Origin of the sequence: Nonomuraea sp. NPDC050733 (assembly GCF_040654215.1) — a bacterium.
Taxonomy (GTDB): Bacteria; Actinomycetota; Actinomycetes; order Streptosporangiales; family Streptosporangiaceae; genus Nonomuraea.
Genome location: NZ_JBFAHO010000002.1, coordinates 335,322 through 353,029, shown reverse-complemented (window position 1 = coordinate 353,029; position 17,708 = coordinate 335,322). Strand labels below are relative to the sequence as shown.

Sequence of the window (17,708 nt, the reverse complement as noted above, 5' to 3'; positions counted from 1 at the left end):
TGGGAGGGTTACAGCCCGGCAGGCGGTTTAGGAGGCAAGGTGACGACTTTTCCCGGTAGCACCCGCGTCGAGATGATCGCCGGCATGCGGGTCAAGGTGGACATCCGCACCCCGCTGCCGACCCGGGAGCTCGCGCCCCTGCTCGACAACGCGTTCGCCTGGCTGCGCTGGGTGGGGGACACGTTCGACCCGCGCCACGAGGGCAGCCAGATCGCGCGGCTGAACCGCGGCCGGACCATCGAGCAGATCCCCGAGCTGATCGAGGTGCTGCACCGCTGCGACGAGCTGAGCGCCGCCACCGACGGCTGGTTCGAGCCCCGCATCAACGGCGTCATCGACCCGTCGGGCTACGTCAAGGGCTGGGCGCTGGAGCGCCTGTCGCGCGCCCTGGCCAACACCGGCGCGGGCGACCACCGCATCGACGCGGGCGACGACATCAGGCTGCGCGGCTCGGCCGCGCCCGGCCGCCGCTGGGAGGTCGGCGTCCGCGACCCGCGCACCGGCCTGGTGCGCGCGGTGGTGGCCGCGCACGACCTCGGGATCGCCACCTCGGGCGCCTCACCGGTCGTCGATCCCCGTACGGGAGCGCGGCTCGCCACCCTCAACTCCGTCACCGTGATCGGCCCCGATCTGGGCGTCGCCGACGCCTACGCCACCGCCATGTACGCCATGGGGCCGGTCCGCGCCCGGCGCTTCGCCGCCGAGACCGCCTCGCGGGGGCCGTACCAGACCATGATCATCGAGCGGGACGGGCAGGAGTACGTCACCCCGGGCTTCGCCGCGCAGACCGTGGAGACCCGTCTCGCCGGATGACGGCCGGCCACCCCGGGCGGGCCGGCGCTAGGCGTCCGGGTGCCTGGTCAGGTACTCGATGTAGATGGGGCGGAGCGCGTCGCCGAGCTCACCCTCGCCGGCCGCCAGGGCGTCGCTGAGCAGGGCGGAGACGCGGCTGAGGTCGGCGGCCGTCTCTGGCTCGTTCCCGGTGCTCGCCTCCGCCGCGGGGATGACCTTCAGTAGGTTCCACAGGAACCCCAGATCCCCGTGGCGCACGGCGTAACGGACGGCGCGATCGTGCAGCTCGCTGGCGGGCAACGACTCCAGGCCCTCGGTGTTCATCTGATCTCCTCCCAGGGCCCTCATTCCCTCCGAGAGCACGCGATAACGGGCGGCCACCACCCCGGCCGCCCCGCCCTGTCCCCGGAGTCCGTAAAGACCGCGACGGCGCGGCGTGATCGCCGACCGCGTAGTGTCGAAGCCCCTCGCCCCCTATCGGCCCACCTGCCGGAATGGGAGGATCTCCCAGCGTGAGATTCATCATCAGGACCCTGGCGGCCGCGGTCGCCCTGTGGGTCGCCATCCAGTTCCTCGACGGCATCCGGGTCACCACCGCCGAGAACTCCCCCACGTACTGGGGCACGCTGCTCGTCGTGGCGCTGATCTTCGGGATCGTCAACGCCATCGTGAAGCCGATCGTCAAGACACTCGGCTGCGCGATCATCGTTCTGACGCTCGGGGTGTTCCTGCTCATCATCAACGCGGCGATGCTGCTGCTGACGAGCTGGATCGCGGGGCAGCTCGACATCCCCTTCCACGTGGACGACTTCTACCCGGCCGCGTTCTGGGGCGCGATCATCATCAGCGTCGTGAGCTGGGTGCTCGGGATGATCATCCCGGACGGCGACTGACGACGTGGACCGGCTGACCCTCGACGGCACCGGGCTGAGCTGCGCCGGCGTCCACGCGGCCGCGCACCGCCGCGTGGAGGTCGTCGCCGGCCCGGCCGGACTGGCGCGCGCCGCGTGGGCCACCGCCCGGGAGCTGACCGGGCCGGTGTACGGCCGGGGCACGGGCGTCGGCGCCAACAAGGACGTGGTGGTCGAGCACGGCGGCCACGACCTGCTGCGCAGCCACGCGTGCGGGGCCGGGCCGCCCGTGCCGCCCGAACGGGCCAGGGCCATGCTGGCGGTACGGCTCAACCAGCTCCTGGCGGGCGGAGCGGGGGTGGACCCCGAGGTGCTGCCGGTGCTCGCGTACGCGATCAACGCCGGGTTCACGCCGCCGGTCCGCACGTACGGCGCCATCGGCACCGGCGACCTGACGGCCCTGGCCACCACGGCGCTGTGCCTGGTCGGCGAGCTCCCCTGGCACCACTCACAGACGCGGTCCGCTGCGGACGCCCCGGCCGTCACGGCTGGGCCGCCCCTCTTCGCGCTGGCTCCCGAGGACGCGCTGCCGTTCATCAGCTCGGGCGCCGCCACGCTGGCTGACGCCGCCATCGCCTGCCACCGGCTGCGCGAGCTGCTCGACGCCGCCGTCGGCGTGGCCGCCCTGTCGTTCGCGGCGGCCGGCGCCTCGGCTGAGCCGCTGGCGGCCGCCGTGCAGGAGGCCCGCCCGCACCCGGGGCAGGCCGCCGTCGCCGAGCGCCTGCGCGCGCTGCACGCCCCCGGCCCGCCCGCGCGCGTCCAGGACCCGTACGGCTACCGGGCGTTCGCCCAGGTCCACGGGGCCGTGCTGGACGTCCTGGGCCGGGCCGAGCAGACGGTCGAAACCGACCTGAACGCCGCCACCGAGAACCCCCTGATCTCCGGCTCCCTCGCCTGGCACAACGGCAACTTCCACTCGGCCCCGGTCGCCCTCGCGCTCGACGCGCTGCGCGCCGCCCTGGTCCAGACGGCGCAGCTCGGCACGGCCCGGCTGGCCACGCTGATGGACCCCGCCCACACGGGCGGGCTGCCGTTCCTGGCCGACCGTCCGGGGGCGTCCGGGGCGATGATCCTGGAGTACGTCGCCCAGGACGCCCTCGCCGAGCTGCGCCACCTGGCGGCCCCGGTGACGACCGGCACGGCGGTGATCTCCCTGGGCACGGAGGACCACGCGGGCTTCGCCACCCAGGCGGCCCGGCAGGCGCTGCGGTGCGTGGAGCCGTACGAGATCGTGCTGGCCTGCGAACGCGTCGCCGCGACCCGAGCCCTGCACGGTCCGGCCCCGGACCGCCCCCTGACGCAGGACCTCGACGCCGCCCTGTCCGCCCTCCGCACGCCCGCCGCCTTGTGAGCTCCCCTGGGCGGCTCGGTCTTCAGTCGGTCAGGAAGTCGCGGAGGGACTCCACCAGCGCCTCGGGCCGGTCCTCCGGGATGAGCGTGTAGCTGTCGCCGATCTCCACCAGCCGGGCGTCCGGGAACAGCGCGGCCAGCCTGCGGCCGTGCTCGCGTGGCATCAGCCGGTCCTCCGCGGCCCACACCACCAGCACCGGCCGGTCGAAGGCGCGCATCCGCTCCGCCCATTCGAGCAGCACCGCCTTCGGCGGGGTGGAGCGGACGTACGCGGCCAGGTCGCGGCGGATCGCCGGGTCGGTCGTGGCCGGCCGGAACCAGCCGTCCATGATCTCGTCCGGGATCGGCCGCTTGCTCATCCATCCCCATCCGCCGGGCGCCCGGCGCGCCGCCCGAAGCCGCAACGCCCGCATGGTCAGCCACAGCCCGCCGGGGATCTTCGCGGCGGTGGCGATGGCGCGGCCCGGCAGGCCCGGCGGGTAGTTGTCGAACGCCTCGCACGCTGTGAGCACCAGCCGCCCGACCCGCTCGGCCCGGCCCTCGGAGACGAGCACCTGCGCGCCGCCCCAGTCGTTCAGCACCAGGGTCACCTCCCGCAGGTCGAGCCGTTCCAGGAACTCGCCCACGAGCGACGCGAGGCCGCGCAGCGACAGGTCGGCGCCGGGCCGCATCGGCCGCCGGTGGCTGCCCAGCGGCAGGGTGGGCAGCACGCACCGGTACTCCCCCGCCAGCCCGGGGACGACCTTCCGCCAGACCGTGGAGTCGATGGTCAGCCCGTGCAGGAAGACGACGACCGGCCCCTCTCCCCCGGTGTCCTCGTACTCGATGACTCCCGCGCTCAGCTCGATCTCCGGCACTCCCGCCTCCGTTCCGTACACGACACATGATCGTTTTTGATAGATCGCTCTAGCGATAGAGTAGCGACCATGAACGCAGGCCCCGCGACGGGCAGACCGTCCACCAAGGAGCGCATCATGGCCGCCGGCGCCGAGCTGTTCCGGCGTCAGGGCTACACCGGCACCGGGCTCAAGCAGATCGTGGCCGAGGCCGAAGCGCCGTTCGGCTCCGTCTACCACTTCTTCCCCGGCGGCAAGGAGCAGCTCGGGGCCGAGGTCGTGCGCAGTTCGGGAGCCGGGTACGGGCGACTGTTCACCGCCGTCATGGAGGAAGCGCCCGATCCGGCGACGGGGGTCCGCGACTTCTTCGCGGGCGCGGCGCGCACCCTGGTGGAGACCGGCTACGCCGACGCCTGCCCGATCGCCACCGTGGCCCTGGAGGTGGCGAGCACCAGCGAGCCGCTGCGCCAGGCCACCGCCGACGTCTTCACCGAGTGGATCGCCCTGGGCACGGGCTTCTTCACCCGGGCGGGGGCCGGCGAGCGGGAGGCCCGCGAGCTGGTGATCACGTTGCTGTCTGCGCTGGAGGGCGCGTTCGTGCTGAGCCGGGCGCTGCGCACCACCGAGCCTCTGGAGGTCGCGGGCGAGTCGGTCGCCGCCCGCGCCGCCGCCCTCTTCACCCCCGCCACCGCCACCTGACGCCAGGCCCGCTCAGGTAAGGCCACGGAACCAGCCGCATTCCTTCCCGCTCAGGCAAGGCCACGGAACCAGCCGCGCTCCCTCCCGATCAGGTCAGGTCGCGGACCGAGCCACGCTCCTTGAGGGTCGGGCGCTGGACGACGCGGCGGCGGCGCGCGCCCCCGTCGGCCGCCGCGGACACCAGCCGCACGGCCGCCTTGACGATGCCGTCGATGTTCCAGTCCACCGTGGTGAGCCCCGGCGTGAGCAGCCCGGACATCGGGTGGTCGTCGTATCCCATGACCGAGATGTCGCCGGGCACCGACAGGCCGAGATCCCGGGCCGCCGCGTAGACCCCGTACGCGATCGAGTCGGAGAAGCAGAACACCGCCGAGGGGCCGCCCGGACGCAGCGCGTGGTGCGCGGCCTCGGTGGCGGCGGTCAGGCCGTGGGCGGAGATGACCACCTCGATGTCGAGCCCCAGCCGCTCGGCCTCGGCCGTGACGTGCACGTCGGCGGGGCGGTCGGGGGTGCTGTCGCGGGTCGGGGTCAGCACGGTGACCCGGTGGTGCCCCAGCTCGCGCAGGTGCTCCAGGGCCAGCGTGACGCCGCTGCGGTTGTCGAAGACGACCTCGGCGGCCGTGCCCGCCAGCGAGTCGCCGATCGCCACGACCGGCACGGTCTCGCACAGCTCCGGCCAGAACGGCGCCGCCGGGTCGAGCGGCTGCACGATCATGCCGTCGACCCGCTGGTCGCGCAGCTGCTGGGCGAGCGCCCGCTCGCGGGCCGGGTCGCCGACGGCGTCGAGGATGAGGGCGTAGCGGTCTTTCTCGCGCAGCCCTCTGCTGATGCCGACGGCCAGCGACTGCTGCCAGAGGTCTTCGAGGGAGCCGCACAGCAGCCCGATCATGCCGGTGCGCCCGCTGGCCAGGGCGCGGGCGATGGGATCGGCCTCGTAGCCGAGCTCGTCGGCGGCGGCGCGCACCCGCTCCATGGTCTCCTCGGAGACCTGCAGGCCACGTAGCGCGTAGGAAACGGCCGCCGGCGACAGGCCGGTCGCCTTGGCCACTTCCCGGATCGTCGCTCTCTTCCGGGGCATTGAATCAGCCTATTGCGTGGCGCCGACAGAAACCCGCATCCGCGGAGAGTCGCGGTCCTCACCCGTTGACATGTCGCGGGTGAAGCGGTTCACTGAACCGTATCACTGAAACGGTTCACCACCCTTCGTGGCGTTCCGGTCGATCAGTAACCTATATTATCAGTAGGAAATGCCGGGAGGAGGTGATCAAGCGTGACCATCGACGTGCACCAGCACCTGTGGACGCCCGAGTTCATCGAGGCTCTGCGCGCCCGCACGGCCCCTCCCCGCCTCGACGGCTGGACCCTGCACCTCGACGGCGAGCCTCCCTACGAGGTGAACCCGGCCGATCACGGGCCCCGCGACACCACGGGGCTGGAGCTGGCGCTGGTGTCGCTGTCGAGCCCGCTCGGCATCGAGCTCCTGCCGCCGGAGGAGTCCTGGCCGCTGATCGAGGCCTACCACGAGGGCGCGCTCGGCCTGGGCGAGCCGTTCGGCGCGTGGGCCGCCACCTGCCACGCCGACCCCGACCCCGGCCGCCTGGCGCGCGACCTCGACCGGGGGTTCGCCGGGCTGCAGATCCCGGCCACGGCGGTTCCGGACGACCGGCTCCTGAAGGTCCTCACCGACCGCGACCTGCCCCTCTTCGTCCACCCGGGCCCCGCTGTCCCGCCCCAGCCGGGCGGCCCGGTGCAGCCGCAGGCGGGCGAGACGCCGCCGTGGTGGCCGGCCGTCGTGCCGTACGTGCAGCAGATGCACGCGGCCTGGCACCACTTCCACGCCGTCGTCCGCCCCCGCCACCCCGCGCTGCGCGTGTGCTTCGCGCTGCTCGCGGGCCTCGCGCCGCTCCACTCCGAGCGCCTGATCGCCCGGGGCGGCGGCGGGCGCGGCCGGGTCGATCCCGGCATCTTCGTGGAGACCTCCTCGTACGGCCCGAGGGCGATCGACGCGATCGTCCGTGAACTGGGCGTCGACGTCGTCGTCAACGGCTCCGACGCCCCCTACGCCACCGCACCCGACCCGGGCCTCGGCGAGGCCGCCGCGCACGCCATCCGGGTCACCAACCCCCGTCGTCTACTCGCCAGAAAGGAGACTCGTACGTGAACGAGGGCACTCGACCCACCGGCACCATCAGCGACCTGGCCGTCGACACCGCCAGTGGCCCGGCCATCGACCACGGCAGCGCGCGCCAGCCCCAGGACGGGGGCGTCTGTGCCGACCTGCCGGAGCGGACGCTCGACCGGCGGGAGCTGCGCGGCCTGGTCGACACGCTGGCCGCCCACCCGGAGGAGTGGGAGCACGAGGTGGACTTCCCCGCCGACGGCGGCCGGCACTACGCCTCGCTCTACCGGGACGCGTACGTGGACGTGTGGCTGCTGTGCTGGCGGCCCGAGGACGACACGGGCTGGCACGACCACGACGTGTCGTCCGGGGCCGTGCACGTGGTGCGGGGCGCGCTGCTGGAGTGCAACCCGCGCATCGGCGGAGAGCACCTGGAGACGGTGGTGCCCGAGGGGCGCTCGTTCTCGTTCGGTCCTGACCACATCCACCGGCTGACGGGCGCGACGGACGGCAGCGTCTCCATCCACGCGTACTCGCCGCCGCTGTGGCGGCTCGGGCAGTACTCGATCGACGGCACCGGCGTGATGCGCCGCGTCTCGGTCAGCTACGCGGACGAGCTGCGGCCCCTCGACGACATGGCGCCGCCGGCCGACGAGGCCGTCGCCCGGAGCGGCGCGGGCACACAGACGTCGCCGGAGCCGGAGCTGGGGGACGCGGCCGTCGCCTGAGGCGACGGCCCTCTCCTTCCGTGGCCGACTGAGAAGACAGCCGGCCACGGAAGGAGAGGCTACGGACGCGGGCGGAGCACGCAGCAGCTTCCGCACGCCTCGGCGTCGGGCAGGGTCACCCACAGGCAGCAGGTCCTGCGGAAGTACGCGTCGCCGGCGGGCTCGACGAGCCCGTCGACCGGCCGCCCGATCGCGCGCAGCAGCGCCATGTAGTCGCCGGGCACCATGAGGGTCAGCGGGTGGGCGAACGCCTCGGCGGTCGAGCCCCACAGGGTGCGCTCGCCCACCTTCGCCATCCCGCTGAGAATCCGCACCAGCGGCGCCTGCGACTCGGCGAGCGCCTCGCGGATCGCCTCCGGCCCGGAGCCGTGGCGCACCCGCGTGGCCCCGATCGTCACCCCGGCCTCGGAGACCTTGAAGTACGTCTCGGCGAGCGGCATGACCGGGATGGGCGCGCCGAGCGCCCAGGCCAGCGCCATCGGCATGGTGTGCCAGTAGCCGTACGTCTTCCAGAGCAGCGCCGCGCCGACGTGGCGCGGGGCGTTCCAGCGGGCGGCGGTCTGCTCCACGAGCTCGTCCAGCAGTGTGTACGGCGGGCGGAGCAGCTCGGTGGCGGGCGTCCACGTCTCGTCGGGCGTGACGAGGAGGCCCGGCGGGACGCCGATCACCCCGCCCCGCTCGGCCGCGACGCGCTCCAGCACCTCGGTGACATCGCGTACCTCGGTCGTCACCACGCCGTCGCACCCCCGCCTCGATAGGTAAGCCTTACCTAAGGTATCAGCAGTCTGCACTCCAAGGTCAACCGTGCCGGCCGAGGTGACAACGTTGTCCACATCGCCGGCATGGGAAATGATCCAGGCGTGAGACCGACGATGAAGGACGTGGCCTCGGCCGCCGGCGTGGCGCTCAAGACCGTGTCACGGGTGGTAAACGGCGAGCCCGGCGTCCACCCCGGCACGGCCGAGCGGGTGCGCGAGGCCATCGACCGCCTCGGCTACAGCCGCAACGAGAGCGCCCGCGTGCTCCGGAGGGGTCACACGTCCACCGTCGGCCTGGTCATCGAGGACCTCGCGGACCCCTTCTACGCGGCGCTCGGCCGGGCCGTCGAGGACGTCGTCATCGGCCGGGGCTGCCTGCTGCTGAGCGCGTCGTCGAGCGAGGACCCGGCCAGGGAGCGGGAGCTGGTGCGCACGTTCTGCGCGCGCCGGGTCGACGGGCTCATTGTGGTGCCGGCCGGGCACGACCACTCCTACCTGCGGCAGGAGCTGGAGGCGGGCACGCCGGCGGTGTTCGCGGACCGGCCGCCGGGGCCCGGGATCGACGTGGACACCGTTCTGTGCGACAACGCGGGCGGCGCGGCTCTGGCGACCCGGCACCTGCTCGCGCACGGGCACCGCAGGATCGCCTTCCTCGGCGACGACCCGTCCATCTTCACGGCCGCGCGGCGGCTGCACGGCTACCGCTCCGCGCTGGGCCACCTGTACGACGAGCGGCTGGTGTCGATGCGGACGCCCTCGCCGGACGGCGTGCGGGCCGACCTGGACCGCATGCTGGCCCTGGACCGGCCGCCCACGGCGCTGTTCACGGGCAACGGAAGGCTCACGGTGACGGCGCTGCGCGCACTGGAGGGCCGGGTGGCGGCGCACGGAACGACGGCAGGAGGGACGGGAGCGACGACGGGGCGGCCGGTCGCGATGGCCGGGTTCGACGACTTCGAGCTGGCCGACCTGCTGACACCCGGCGTGACCGTGGTGGCCCAGGACCCGGCGGGGATGGGCCGGATCGCCGCCGAGCTGCTGTTCCGCCGCCTGTCGGGCGGCGGCGACCAGCCGCGGCACGTCACCCTCCCGGTGCGCCTCATCCCTCGCGGCTCGGGTGAGCTGCCCCCGTGACCTCCCGTACGGGACCGCCGTCGGCCGCGGGCCGCAGCACGCGGGCGAGGGCCAGCGCCGCCACGACACCGGCCGCGCCCGCCGCGGCGATCGCCACCCCGGGCCCGGCCGCCTCGCCGAGCACCCCCACCAGCGCCGCGCCCGCCGCCTGACCGGTCATCAGCCCCGCCGACAGCAGCCCGAACGCCTGCCCGCGCGCCTCCTCCGGCACGGCCTCCAGGAATCTGCGCTGCAACCCGAGCTGGTACGCCAGTCCCGCCGTGGCCACCGCCGCCAGCACCGACGCCCACCCCATCTCCGGGCCGGCCAGGAACCCCAGCCACGGCAGTCCGAGCAGCACGGCCAGCGGCAGCGACAGCCGCTCCCTGAGTCCGGGCGCCGCGAACCGGCCGACCGCGAACTCCCCGGCCGCCATGCCCACGGCCGCGGCCGCCAGCACCGTCCCGGCCCGTCCCTGTCCGCCGAGGTACGGCACGACCATCGCCTCGGCCCCGGCCAGGCACGCGGGCGGCAGCCAGCTCGCCAGCAGCAGCCCCCGCACCCGCCGGTCCCGCAGCAGCAGCCCGTTCACCCGCAGCGTCGCCCGCACCGCACCATCTGGAGTCCCCTCCCCGGGCCCGCCGGCGGGCCGGCTCACGGGACCGTCCCCGGCCTGATCCGCGGCCGCCGCGTTCCTGGCGGGCCGGCTCGGCAGTCCCACCCAGAGCACCACCGCGGCCACCGCCGCCAGGGCCGCCGTGACCCCGAGCGCGCCGCCCGGCCCCGCCGCCGCGAGGAACGCCCCGCCCAGCGCGAGCCCCGCGATCTGCGCCCCCGCCGAGGTCACCCCCATGAGGGAACGGGCCAGCACGAACCCGTCCCCCGGCAGCACCTCGGGCAGCATCGCGCTGCGCGCCGCGCCGAACACCGGCGAGAACAGCCCCGTCACCAGCACCAGCGCCAGCATCGCCCACACCGGCAGCCCTCCGTAGGCGAGCGCCAGGCAGACCGCCACCCTGACCAGCTCCCCGGTCACCATGAGCGTCCGGGCGGGCAGCCGGTCGGCCAGCGACAGCAGGAACATCCCGCCGAGGATGTACGGCAGCCACCCGGCCATGTACGCGGCGGCCGACAGCCCCGGTGACCCGGTCCGCGCGTACACCAGCACAGACAGCGCCAGCATCTTGACCGAGTCGCCCGCGATCATCAGCGCGAAGCTGCCGAACAGCACCCGGAACTCCCGGACCGCGAAGACCTCGCCGAACGTCGCACCGCGTTCGCTCACACCGCACTCCCTCACTCACCGCGCCGGCCCCCCTGGCCGGAGTCCCGATGCTCGCGCCCGCCTCCGGCCCAGGCGAACCTTTCGGATATAACCGAAAGGTGTTCACGATCGAGGTCACCCCCCAGGACGTGGCCGCCAGCCGGTTCGCCATCTCGCCGCTGATCGAGACCATGCACGCCCAGTGGGTCCTGGCCGGACGGGTCGAGGCGGGTCCGCACCGGCGCTGGGTCGAGCGGTGGCGCGGGCCGTACCTGGAGCTCGAACGCGCCCTCCCCGCGCTGCGCGCCACGGCCGCGATCACCGGCAACCGGGGCGACAACGTGGACTTCGTCGCCCCGCCGCCCGCCGGGATGAGCGTGCCGTTCGAGACGGAGCTCGCGGCGATGCGCGCCACCCCGGTCGCGCAGGCGCACGCGGAGGTCACCGCGGTGCTGGCCGGCCGTCCTCCGGTGCCCGCGTGGGTGCGGGAGCTGCTGCTCGGGCCGGACGTGGTGCGGGTGCTGGCGGACGCGTTCGAGGTGCTGTGGCGGGAGGTCGTCTCGCCGTCCTGGCCGCGCTTCCACGCGACGCTGGAGCGGGACGTGATCCAGCGGGCCGGACGGCTGGCCACGTACGGCTGGGCCGCGGCGCTCGGCGACCTCAGCTCGCAGGTGCGCTGGCGCGACGGCCGCATCGAGATCCGGATGGGCCGCTCCGACGCGCACCACCGGCTGGGCGGGCGCGGGCTGCTGTTCCTGCCGTCGGTGTTCACGGGCAACGTCGGCGCGTACCTGGAGGAGGCGTGGCCGTACGCGCTGATCTACCCGGCGCGGGGGGTGGCGGTGGAGCCGCCGGAGGCGGACGCGGGCCTGGCGGCGCTCGTCGGCCGCACCCGCGCCCGCATCCTGGCCGAGCTGGCCGTGCCTGCCACGACCACGCACCTCGCGGCCCTGCTCGGGCAGAGCCTCGGCACCACGGGCGAGCATCTCGCCGCGCTGCGCGGCACGGGGCTCGTGGCCGGCACCCGCTCCGGCCGATCCGTCCTCTACGCGCGCACGCCGCTCGGGGACGCGCTGGTCGCCGGGGATCTTCCCTGAGGCCCGTCACGTCCCGGCCGCGGGCTCGCTAGCCTTTGCTCCGGGGGCACAGAGGTATAGTCGGTGCGCATCCGTTCTGCACACGTGTTCACGCACCTGATCCGGCAGTTGAACTCGCACCCAGGGAGACCGCGCGCATGAATGCCGCCGACGTCGCACCGGAGGCCCAGACCCGGTTCCCTCAGGAGCTGATGTACGCGGCCGCCTCCCAGTACTACCTGGAGGACGCGACGCAGGCCGACATCGCCAAGCGGCTGGGCGTGAGCAGGGCGACCGTGAGCCGCCTGCTGACCGAGGCGCGGCGCCACGGCATCGTCGAGATCCGGGTCCACCGCCCCGCGACCCTGGAGGAGGGCCCGCTCGCCGCAGAGGTGGCCGAGGCCCTGCGGCTCCAGCGCGTCTACCTGGTGCCCAAGGTCAGCGGGCCGGCGCTGGGGCCGTGGCTCGCTCCCGGCCTGGCCAGGGCCCTGGCGGGCGTCGGGCTGCGATCGGGCGACACGGTGCTGGTCTCCTCCGGCAGCACGGTGTACGAGTGCGCGCGCGAGAGCCTGGGCCACTTCCCCGGCGTGACGATCGCGCCGGCCGTGGGCGGGCAGGAGGACCCGCAGCCCTGGTTCCAGACCAACGAGACCACCCGCCTGCTCGCCGAGCGGGTCGGCGGCGTGCCCAGCTACCTCTACGCGCCCGCCCTGCCGGGGCCGGAGCTGTTCTCCTCCCTCCAGCACGAGCCGTCGGTGCGCCGCGTCATGGACCTGTGGGCGCACGCCAAGTGCGCGATCGTCGGCGTGGGCTCGCCCCCGCTGATGCGGCAGGTCACGCCCGCCTTCGTGCCCCGCTACGCCGACAGCCTGCGCCACGCCGTGGGCGACGTCTGCTCGCGCTTCTACGACCGCGACGGCGAGCCGGTGAGCTACCCCGGCAGTGAGCGGCTGGTCGCCACCGGCCTGGAGGAGCTGCGCCGCATCCCGTTCTCGATCGCGGTGGCGGCCGGCCCGGAGAAGGTCGTGTCCATCGTCGCCGGCGCCAGGGGCGGCTACTTCAACCGGCTCGTCACCGACGCCCTCACGGCCGAGAGTCTGCTCGCCGCCACCCGCTGATCCGCCACCCTCCGGGTAGTAACTCCACCGTGCCCTTCCGGGCTTCGCCATGCCTTCCCACGGCTCACTCCAGGTGAACCGCAGGTCAAACGCATGGAAATACCGTGAACACTTTTGCTGGACAAATATTCCGCGAGCGCGCTAGCGTGAAACGCACCACAGCACGGTGCCGTTCGTGCGGTCCGTGCGTGGCCGGGATCCCGACCCCGACCGGCTCCGCGAGGACCTAGCAAGTAGTGAGGAAGCGACCCGTGAACAGAGCCAAGATCCGGACCTCCGCATTCGCCGCGGCGGCCGTCGCCGCCGCCGTCTCCCTGACCGCCTGCGGCTCCGGCTCCAGCGGCGGGGGCGGCAGCACCGCCTCCAGCGGTGGCGGCGTGGAGAACGCCAAGGTGGCCTTCCTCATGCCGGACCTGGCCTCCACCCGGTACGAGCTGGCCGACAAGCCGCTGTTCGAGGCCAAGATGAAGCAGCTCTGCCCGAGCTGCACGGTCATCTACCAGAACGCCGACTCCGACGCCGCCAAGCAGCAGCAGCAGGCCAACTCCGCGCTCGCCCAGGGCGTCAAGGCCCTCGTGATCGACCCCGTCGACTCCGCCGCCGCGGCCACGATCGTCAAGACGGCGCAGTCCCAGCAGGTGCCGGTCATCGCCTACGACCGGCCGATCCCGGCCACCCCCGCCGACTACTACGTCTCGTTCGACAACGAGAAGATCGGCGCCATGATCGCCCAGTCCCTGGTCGACCACCTCAAGTCGCAGAACGCGAAGGGCGGCCTCCTCCAGGTCAACGGCTCCCCCACGGACGCCGCGGCCGGCCTGATCAAGAAGGGCATCCACAGCGCCGTCGACCCCAGCGGCTTCAAGCTGCTGGCCGAGTACGACACCCCCGACTGGCAGCCGGAGAAGGCGCAGACGTGGGTCAGCGGCCAGATCACCCGCTTCAACGACCAGATCGTGGGCGTGGTGGCCGCCAACGACGGCACCGGCGGCGGCGCGATCGCCGCGTTCAAGGCCGCGGGTGTGAAGGTGCCGCCGGTCACGGGCAACGACGCCGAGGTGGCCGCCGCCCAGCGGATCATCGCGGGCGACCAGTTCAACACCATCTCCAAGCCCATCAAGATCGTGGCCGAGGCGTCGGCGAACGTGGCCTACCAGTTCATGAAGGGCGAGAAGCCGGCCGGCAAGTCCACCCTCTACAACACCCCGTCGGAGCTGTTCGTCCCCACGGTCGTCACCAGGGAGAACATCAACGAGGTGCTGTTCCAGAGCGGGATCATGAAGGCGGCGGACGCCTGCACGGGCGCGTACGCCAAGGGCTGCGCCGAGCTCGGGATCAAGTAGCCCTCGCTCCGGCAGCTCGGCATCAAGTAGACCGACAGGAGATTCCTTGTCCTCCATCCGGCAGAAAGACGGCGAGCAGGCGGACGCCCCGCGCGCCGAGAGCGTCCTGTCACTGCGCGGGATCAGCAAGACCTTCGGCGCCGTCGCCGCGCTGACGGACGTCGAGCTGGAAGTGGCCGCCGGTCAGGTCGTGGCCGTGGTCGGCGACAACGGCGCCGGCAAGTCCACCCTGGTCAAGATCCTGTCGGGGGTGCACCCTCCGGACTCGGGCACGATCACGTTCGCGTCGCGTGAGGTGCACATCCCGACGCCGGCGGCGGCGCACAAGCTGGGCATCGCCACCGTCTTCCAGGACCTCGCCCTGTGCGAGAACCTCAACGTGATCCAGAACCTCTTCCTCGGCCAGGAGGTGCGTCCCCACCGGCTCGACGACGTGGCGATGGAGACCCGCTCGTGGGAGCTGCTGCGGCAGCTCTCCGCGAAGATCCCCAGCGTGCGGGTGCCGGTGGCGTCGCTGTCCGGCGGCCAGCGGCAGACGGTCGCGATCGCCAGGTCCCTGCTCGGCGACCCGAAGGTCATCATCCTCGACGAGCCGACGGCGGCGCTGGGCGTCGCCCAGACGGCCGAGGTGCTCAACCTCGTCGAGCGGCTCCGTGAGAACGGCCTCGGCGTCATCATGATCAGCCACAACATGGCCGACGTGAAGGCCGTGGCCGACACCGTGGCCGTGCTCCGGCTCGGCCGCAACAACGGTGTCTTCGACGTGGCCGACGTCTCCACCGAGGACATCATCGCCGCCATCACCGGCGCCACCGACAACGTGGTGACGCAGCGGCAGGCGCGCAGCAAGGAAGGGCTCTCGTCGTGAACAGCATGGTCACCACCGATCGCCAGGACGAGCGGCTGCAGAGCCGCACCGGGCTGCGCGGCGCGATCACCGACGTGGTGGAGCGCGCCCGGGGCGGCGACCTGGGCGTGATCCCCGTCGTGGTCGGCCTCGTCGTGATCTGGACGGTGCTCCAGATCCTCAACCCGGTCTTCCTGTCCAGCGCCAACCTGGTGAACCTCACGCTGGAGTCGGCCGCGGTCGGCGTCATCGCGCTCGGCATCGTGTGCGTGCTGCTCGTCGGGGAGATCGACCTGTCGGTCGGCTCGGTCAGCGGCCTGTCCGCGGCGGTGCTCGCGGTCCTGTTCGTCGGGCAGGGGCTCCCGGTGTGGCTGGCGATCGCCGCCTCCGTGATCATGGGCGCGGTGATCGGCTGGGTGTACGCCCAGCTGTTCAACCGGTTCGGGGTGCCGAGCTTCGTCATCACGCTCGCCGGCCTGCTCGCCTTCCTCGGGCTCCAGCTCTACGTGCTGGGCACCAGGGGCTCGATCAACCTGCCGTTCGACTCGGGCCTGGTGGGCTTCGCCCAGCTCGACTTCGTGCCCGCGTGGCTGTCGTACACGTTCGCGGTGCTCGCCGCGGCCGGGCTGTTCGCCACCGGCTACCTGCACGCCCGCGAGCGCCACCGGGCGGGGCTGTCGGCCAAGAGCGTGCCGATGCTGGCCATGCGGAGCGCTGCGCTGCTCGTCGTGCTGCTCTTCGTGGTCTGGTACCTCGGCCAGACGCGCGGCGTGGGCTGGATGTTCGTCTTCTTCGTCGCGCTCGTCCTGATCATGCACTACCTGCTGTCGCGGACGAAGTGGGGCCGGTCGGTCTACGCCGTCGGCGGCAACGTGGAGGCGGCCCGGCGGGCCGGCATCAACGTCAGGGCCGTCTACACCTCGGTGTTCGTGCTCTGCTCGTCCTTCGCCGCCGTGGGCGGCATCCTGGCCGCCGCCCGGCTGGCCGCGGCCAACCAGAGCAGCGGCGCGGGCGACGTCAACCTGAACGCCATCGCGGCGGCGGTCATCGGCGGGACGAGCCTGTTCGGCGGGCGCGGCACCGCGTTCGGCGCGCTGCTCGGCATCATCGTCATCCAGTCCATCTCCTCCGGCCTGACACTGCTCAACCTCGACTCCTCCATCCGCTTCGTCGTGACGGGCGTCGTGCTGCTGCTGGCCGTGGTCGTGGACTCGGTGGCGCGCAAGTCCCGTACCTCTCACGGAAGGGCCTGATGGCGGCCATCTGCGTCGACGCCGGCACCACGGTGATCAAGGCGGTCGGCTACGACGAGGAGGGCGCCGAGGTCGCGGTCGCCCGCCGGGAGACCCGCGTGTCCCGGCCCCTGCCCGGCCACACCGAGCAGGACATGGACGACGTCTGGGACGCCGTCGCCCACACCGTGCGCGAGGTGGCGTCCCGGATGGACGGGCCGGTCGACTTCGTCGCCCTCACCGCACAGGGCGACGGGGCCTGGCTCGTCGGCCCCGACGGCCGCCCGACCGGCCCGGCGGTCCTGTGGAACGACGCCCGCGCCGCCACCGTGGTGGAGCGCTGGGCCCACTCCGGGCTGTCCGAGCGGGCCTTCCGGATCAACGGCTCGTCGGCCGCCTCCGGGCTGCCGCACGCCATCCTCACCTGGCTGCGCGAGCACGACCCCGACCGGCTCGACCGCTCGGCCGCGCTCCTGACGTGCGGCGGGTGGATCTTCGCCCGGATGACCGGGGAGATCGCGGCCGACGAGTCGGACGCCTCCGCCCCGTTCATGGACCTGCGGACCCGCGCCTACTCCACCGACCTGCTGGGGCTGTTCGGCCTGGAGTGGGCGGCGCGGCTGCTGCCGGAGGTGCGCGACGACGACCACCGCGTGGCCGGGCTGAGCGCCGAGGCGGCCGGGCCGCTGGGGCTGCCGGCCGGGACCCCCGTCGTGATGGCCCCCTACGACATCGTCTCCACCGCGATCGGCGCGGGGGCCGTGGGCGCCGGCCAGGCGTGCAGCATCCTCGGCACCACGCTGTGCACCGAGACGGTCGTGGCCGAGCCCGAGCTGGACGGCCCGCCCGTGGGCATCACCATCGCCGTTCCCGGCGGCTACCTGCGGGCCTTCCCCACCTTTGCCGGGGTCGAGGTGCTGCACTGGGCGTGCCGCATGCTCGGGCTCGCGGGCCCGGCCGAGCTGGGCGAGCTGGCCGCCGGCGCGCCGCCGGGCGCGTCCGGGCTGGCGTTCCAACCGTACTTCTCGCCGGCGGGCGAACGGGCTCCGTTCTCCGACCCGCTGGCCCGCGGCGCCTTCCTGGGCATGTCGTTCGAGCACGACCGCGAGCATGTCGCGCGGGCCGTGCTGGAGGGACTGACGCTCGTCGTCCAGGACTGCCTGGCCGCCACCGGCGCCCCGGCCCGCGAGCTGCGGGTGTGCGGCGGCGGCTCCGCCAGCGACCTGTGGGTCCGGATGATCGCCGACGTCACCGGCGTCCCCGTGCTCCGCTCGGGCGACGCGGAGGTCGGCGCCCGGGGCGCCTATCTCGTCGGGCTGGCCGCCACCGGCGCCGTCCCCGGGATCGCGGCCGCCGCCGACCGGCACGTACGGCTGCGCGACGCCGTACAGCCCGAGCCCGGCGCGTACCGGACCGCGTACGAGGACTTCCTCGCGCTGCGGGGGACCACCGCCGGGTCGTGGCCGCTGCTGGCCGAGATGCGCGCCCGCACGGGGAGCCCGTCATGACGCGGAATGCAGGC

The 17,708-nt window shown here is 73.5% G+C and carries 18 protein-coding genes; 13 read left to right on the top strand and 5 right to left on the bottom strand.

Annotation, left to right across the window (positions count from 1 at the left end):
- The first annotated feature begins 39 nt into the window (after positions 1–39).
- The gene (locus tag AB0H64_RS05265) at positions 40–813 is read left to right on the top strand and encodes an FAD:protein FMN transferase (protein WP_357620299.1); all 774 of its coding nucleotides are present in this window, start codon (positions 40–42) and stop codon (positions 811–813) included.
- A gap of 27 nt (positions 814–840) precedes the next feature.
- On the opposite strand, the gene AB0H64_RS05260 is transcribed toward AB0H64_RS05265, so the two are convergent.
- On the bottom strand, positions 841–1,116 hold the full coding sequence (locus tag AB0H64_RS05260; protein ID WP_357620297.1) for a hypothetical protein: 276 nt from the start codon (positions 1,114–1,116) through the stop codon (positions 841–843).
- 188 nt (positions 1,117–1,304) lie between these two features.
- Between AB0H64_RS05260 and AB0H64_RS05255 the strand changes: the two genes are divergently transcribed.
- Entirely contained in the window at positions 1,305–1,685 is a 381-nt protein-coding gene (locus AB0H64_RS05255; RefSeq protein WP_357620295.1) for a phage holin family protein, read from the top strand.
- A gap of 4 nt (positions 1,686–1,689) precedes the next feature.
- Positions 1,690–3,054, top strand: a complete 1,365-nt coding sequence (locus AB0H64_RS05250) for an aromatic amino acid ammonia-lyase (RefSeq protein WP_357620293.1) — start codon at positions 1,690–1,692, stop codon at positions 3,052–3,054.
- Between the two features lie 22 nt (positions 3,055–3,076).
- Here AB0H64_RS05250 and AB0H64_RS05245 read toward each other — a convergent pair whose 3' ends face one another.
- The gene (locus tag AB0H64_RS05245) at positions 3,077–3,931 is read right to left on the bottom strand and encodes an alpha/beta hydrolase (protein WP_357620291.1); all 855 of its coding nucleotides are present in this window, start codon (positions 3,929–3,931) and stop codon (positions 3,077–3,079) included.
- A gap of 48 nt (positions 3,932–3,979) precedes the next feature.
- Between AB0H64_RS05245 and AB0H64_RS05240 the strand changes: the two genes are divergently transcribed.
- Positions 3,980–4,588: a TetR/AcrR family transcriptional regulator gene (locus AB0H64_RS05240; protein WP_357620289.1), complete on the top strand. Its 609-nt coding sequence runs from the start codon at positions 3,980–3,982 to the stop codon at positions 4,586–4,588.
- Positions 4,589–4,676: 88 nt separating this feature from the next.
- Here the strand turns inward: AB0H64_RS05240 and AB0H64_RS05235 are convergent, their stop codons facing one another.
- Entirely contained in the window at positions 4,677–5,666 is a 990-nt protein-coding gene (locus AB0H64_RS05235; protein WP_357620287.1) for a LacI family DNA-binding transcriptional regulator, read from the bottom strand.
- A 192-nt stretch (positions 5,667–5,858) separates the two neighbouring features.
- On the opposite strand from AB0H64_RS05235, the gene AB0H64_RS05230 reads away from it, so the two are divergent.
- Together AB0H64_RS05230 and AB0H64_RS05225 are read left to right on the top strand one after the other, a co-directional pair.
- On the top strand, positions 5,859–6,749 hold the full coding sequence (locus tag AB0H64_RS05230) for an amidohydrolase (RefSeq protein WP_357620285.1): 891 nt from the start codon (positions 5,859–5,861) through the stop codon (positions 6,747–6,749).
- The gene (locus tag AB0H64_RS05225) at positions 6,746–7,435 is read left to right on the top strand and encodes a cysteine dioxygenase family protein (RefSeq protein WP_357620283.1); all 690 of its coding nucleotides are present in this window, start codon (positions 6,746–6,748) and stop codon (positions 7,433–7,435) included. The genes AB0H64_RS05230 and AB0H64_RS05225 overlap by 4 nt, the downstream gene beginning before the upstream one ends.
- Positions 7,436–7,494: 59 nt before the next feature.
- Here AB0H64_RS05225 and AB0H64_RS05220 read toward each other — a convergent pair whose 3' ends face one another.
- Complete coding sequence (locus AB0H64_RS05220) at positions 7,495–8,169, bottom strand: (2Fe-2S)-binding protein (protein WP_357620281.1); 675 nt, start codon at positions 8,167–8,169, stop codon at positions 7,495–7,497.
- A gap of 126 nt (positions 8,170–8,295) precedes the next feature.
- Between AB0H64_RS05220 and AB0H64_RS05215 the strand changes: the two genes are divergently transcribed.
- A complete protein-coding gene (locus AB0H64_RS05215) occupies positions 8,296–9,327 on the top strand; it encodes a LacI family DNA-binding transcriptional regulator (RefSeq protein ID WP_357620279.1) in 1,032 nt (343 codons plus the stop codon).
- On the opposite strand, the gene AB0H64_RS05210 is transcribed toward AB0H64_RS05215, so the two are convergent.
- Positions 9,293–10,591, bottom strand: coding sequence for an MFS transporter (locus tag AB0H64_RS05210; protein ID WP_357620277.1), 1,299 nt, complete (start codon positions 10,589–10,591; stop codon positions 9,293–9,295). The two genes, AB0H64_RS05215 and AB0H64_RS05210, sit on opposite strands and share 35 nt — an antisense overlap.
- Positions 10,592–10,689: 98 nt before the next feature.
- Between AB0H64_RS05210 and AB0H64_RS05205 the strand changes: the two genes are divergently transcribed.
- The 6 genes from AB0H64_RS05205 (at position 10,690) to AB0H64_RS05180 (ending at position 17,694) form a co-directional block, all read left to right on the top strand.
- Positions 10,690–11,667 carry a DUF5937 family protein gene (locus AB0H64_RS05205; RefSeq protein ID WP_357620275.1) on the top strand — a complete coding sequence of 326 codons (978 nt, stop codon included), beginning with the start codon at positions 10,690–10,692 and terminating at the stop codon, positions 11,665–11,667.
- Positions 11,668–11,804: 137 nt separating this feature from the next.
- On the top strand, positions 11,805–12,764 hold the full coding sequence (locus AB0H64_RS05200; protein ID WP_357620273.1) for a sugar-binding domain-containing protein: 960 nt from the start codon (positions 11,805–11,807) through the stop codon (positions 12,762–12,764).
- A 251-nt stretch (positions 12,765–13,015) separates the two neighbouring features.
- Positions 13,016–14,107 carry a sugar ABC transporter substrate-binding protein gene (locus tag AB0H64_RS05195; RefSeq protein WP_357620271.1) on the top strand — a complete coding sequence of 364 codons (1,092 nt, stop codon included), beginning with the start codon at positions 13,016–13,018 and terminating at the stop codon, positions 14,105–14,107.
- Between the two features lie 46 nt (positions 14,108–14,153).
- Entirely contained in the window at positions 14,154–14,975 is an 822-nt protein-coding gene (locus tag AB0H64_RS05190) for an ATP-binding cassette domain-containing protein (protein ID WP_357620269.1), read from the top strand.
- A gap of 5 nt (positions 14,976–14,980) precedes the next feature.
- On the top strand, positions 14,981–16,207 hold the full coding sequence (locus tag AB0H64_RS05185; protein ID WP_357620798.1) for a sugar ABC transporter permease: 1,227 nt from the start codon (positions 14,981–14,983) through the stop codon (positions 16,205–16,207).
- On the top strand, positions 16,207–17,694 hold the full coding sequence (locus tag AB0H64_RS05180) for an FGGY-family carbohydrate kinase (protein WP_357620267.1): 1,488 nt from the start codon (positions 16,207–16,209) through the stop codon (positions 17,692–17,694). Before AB0H64_RS05185 ends, AB0H64_RS05180 begins: the two co-directional genes overlap by 1 nt.
- The last annotated feature ends 14 nt before the right edge of the window (positions 17,695–17,708 follow it).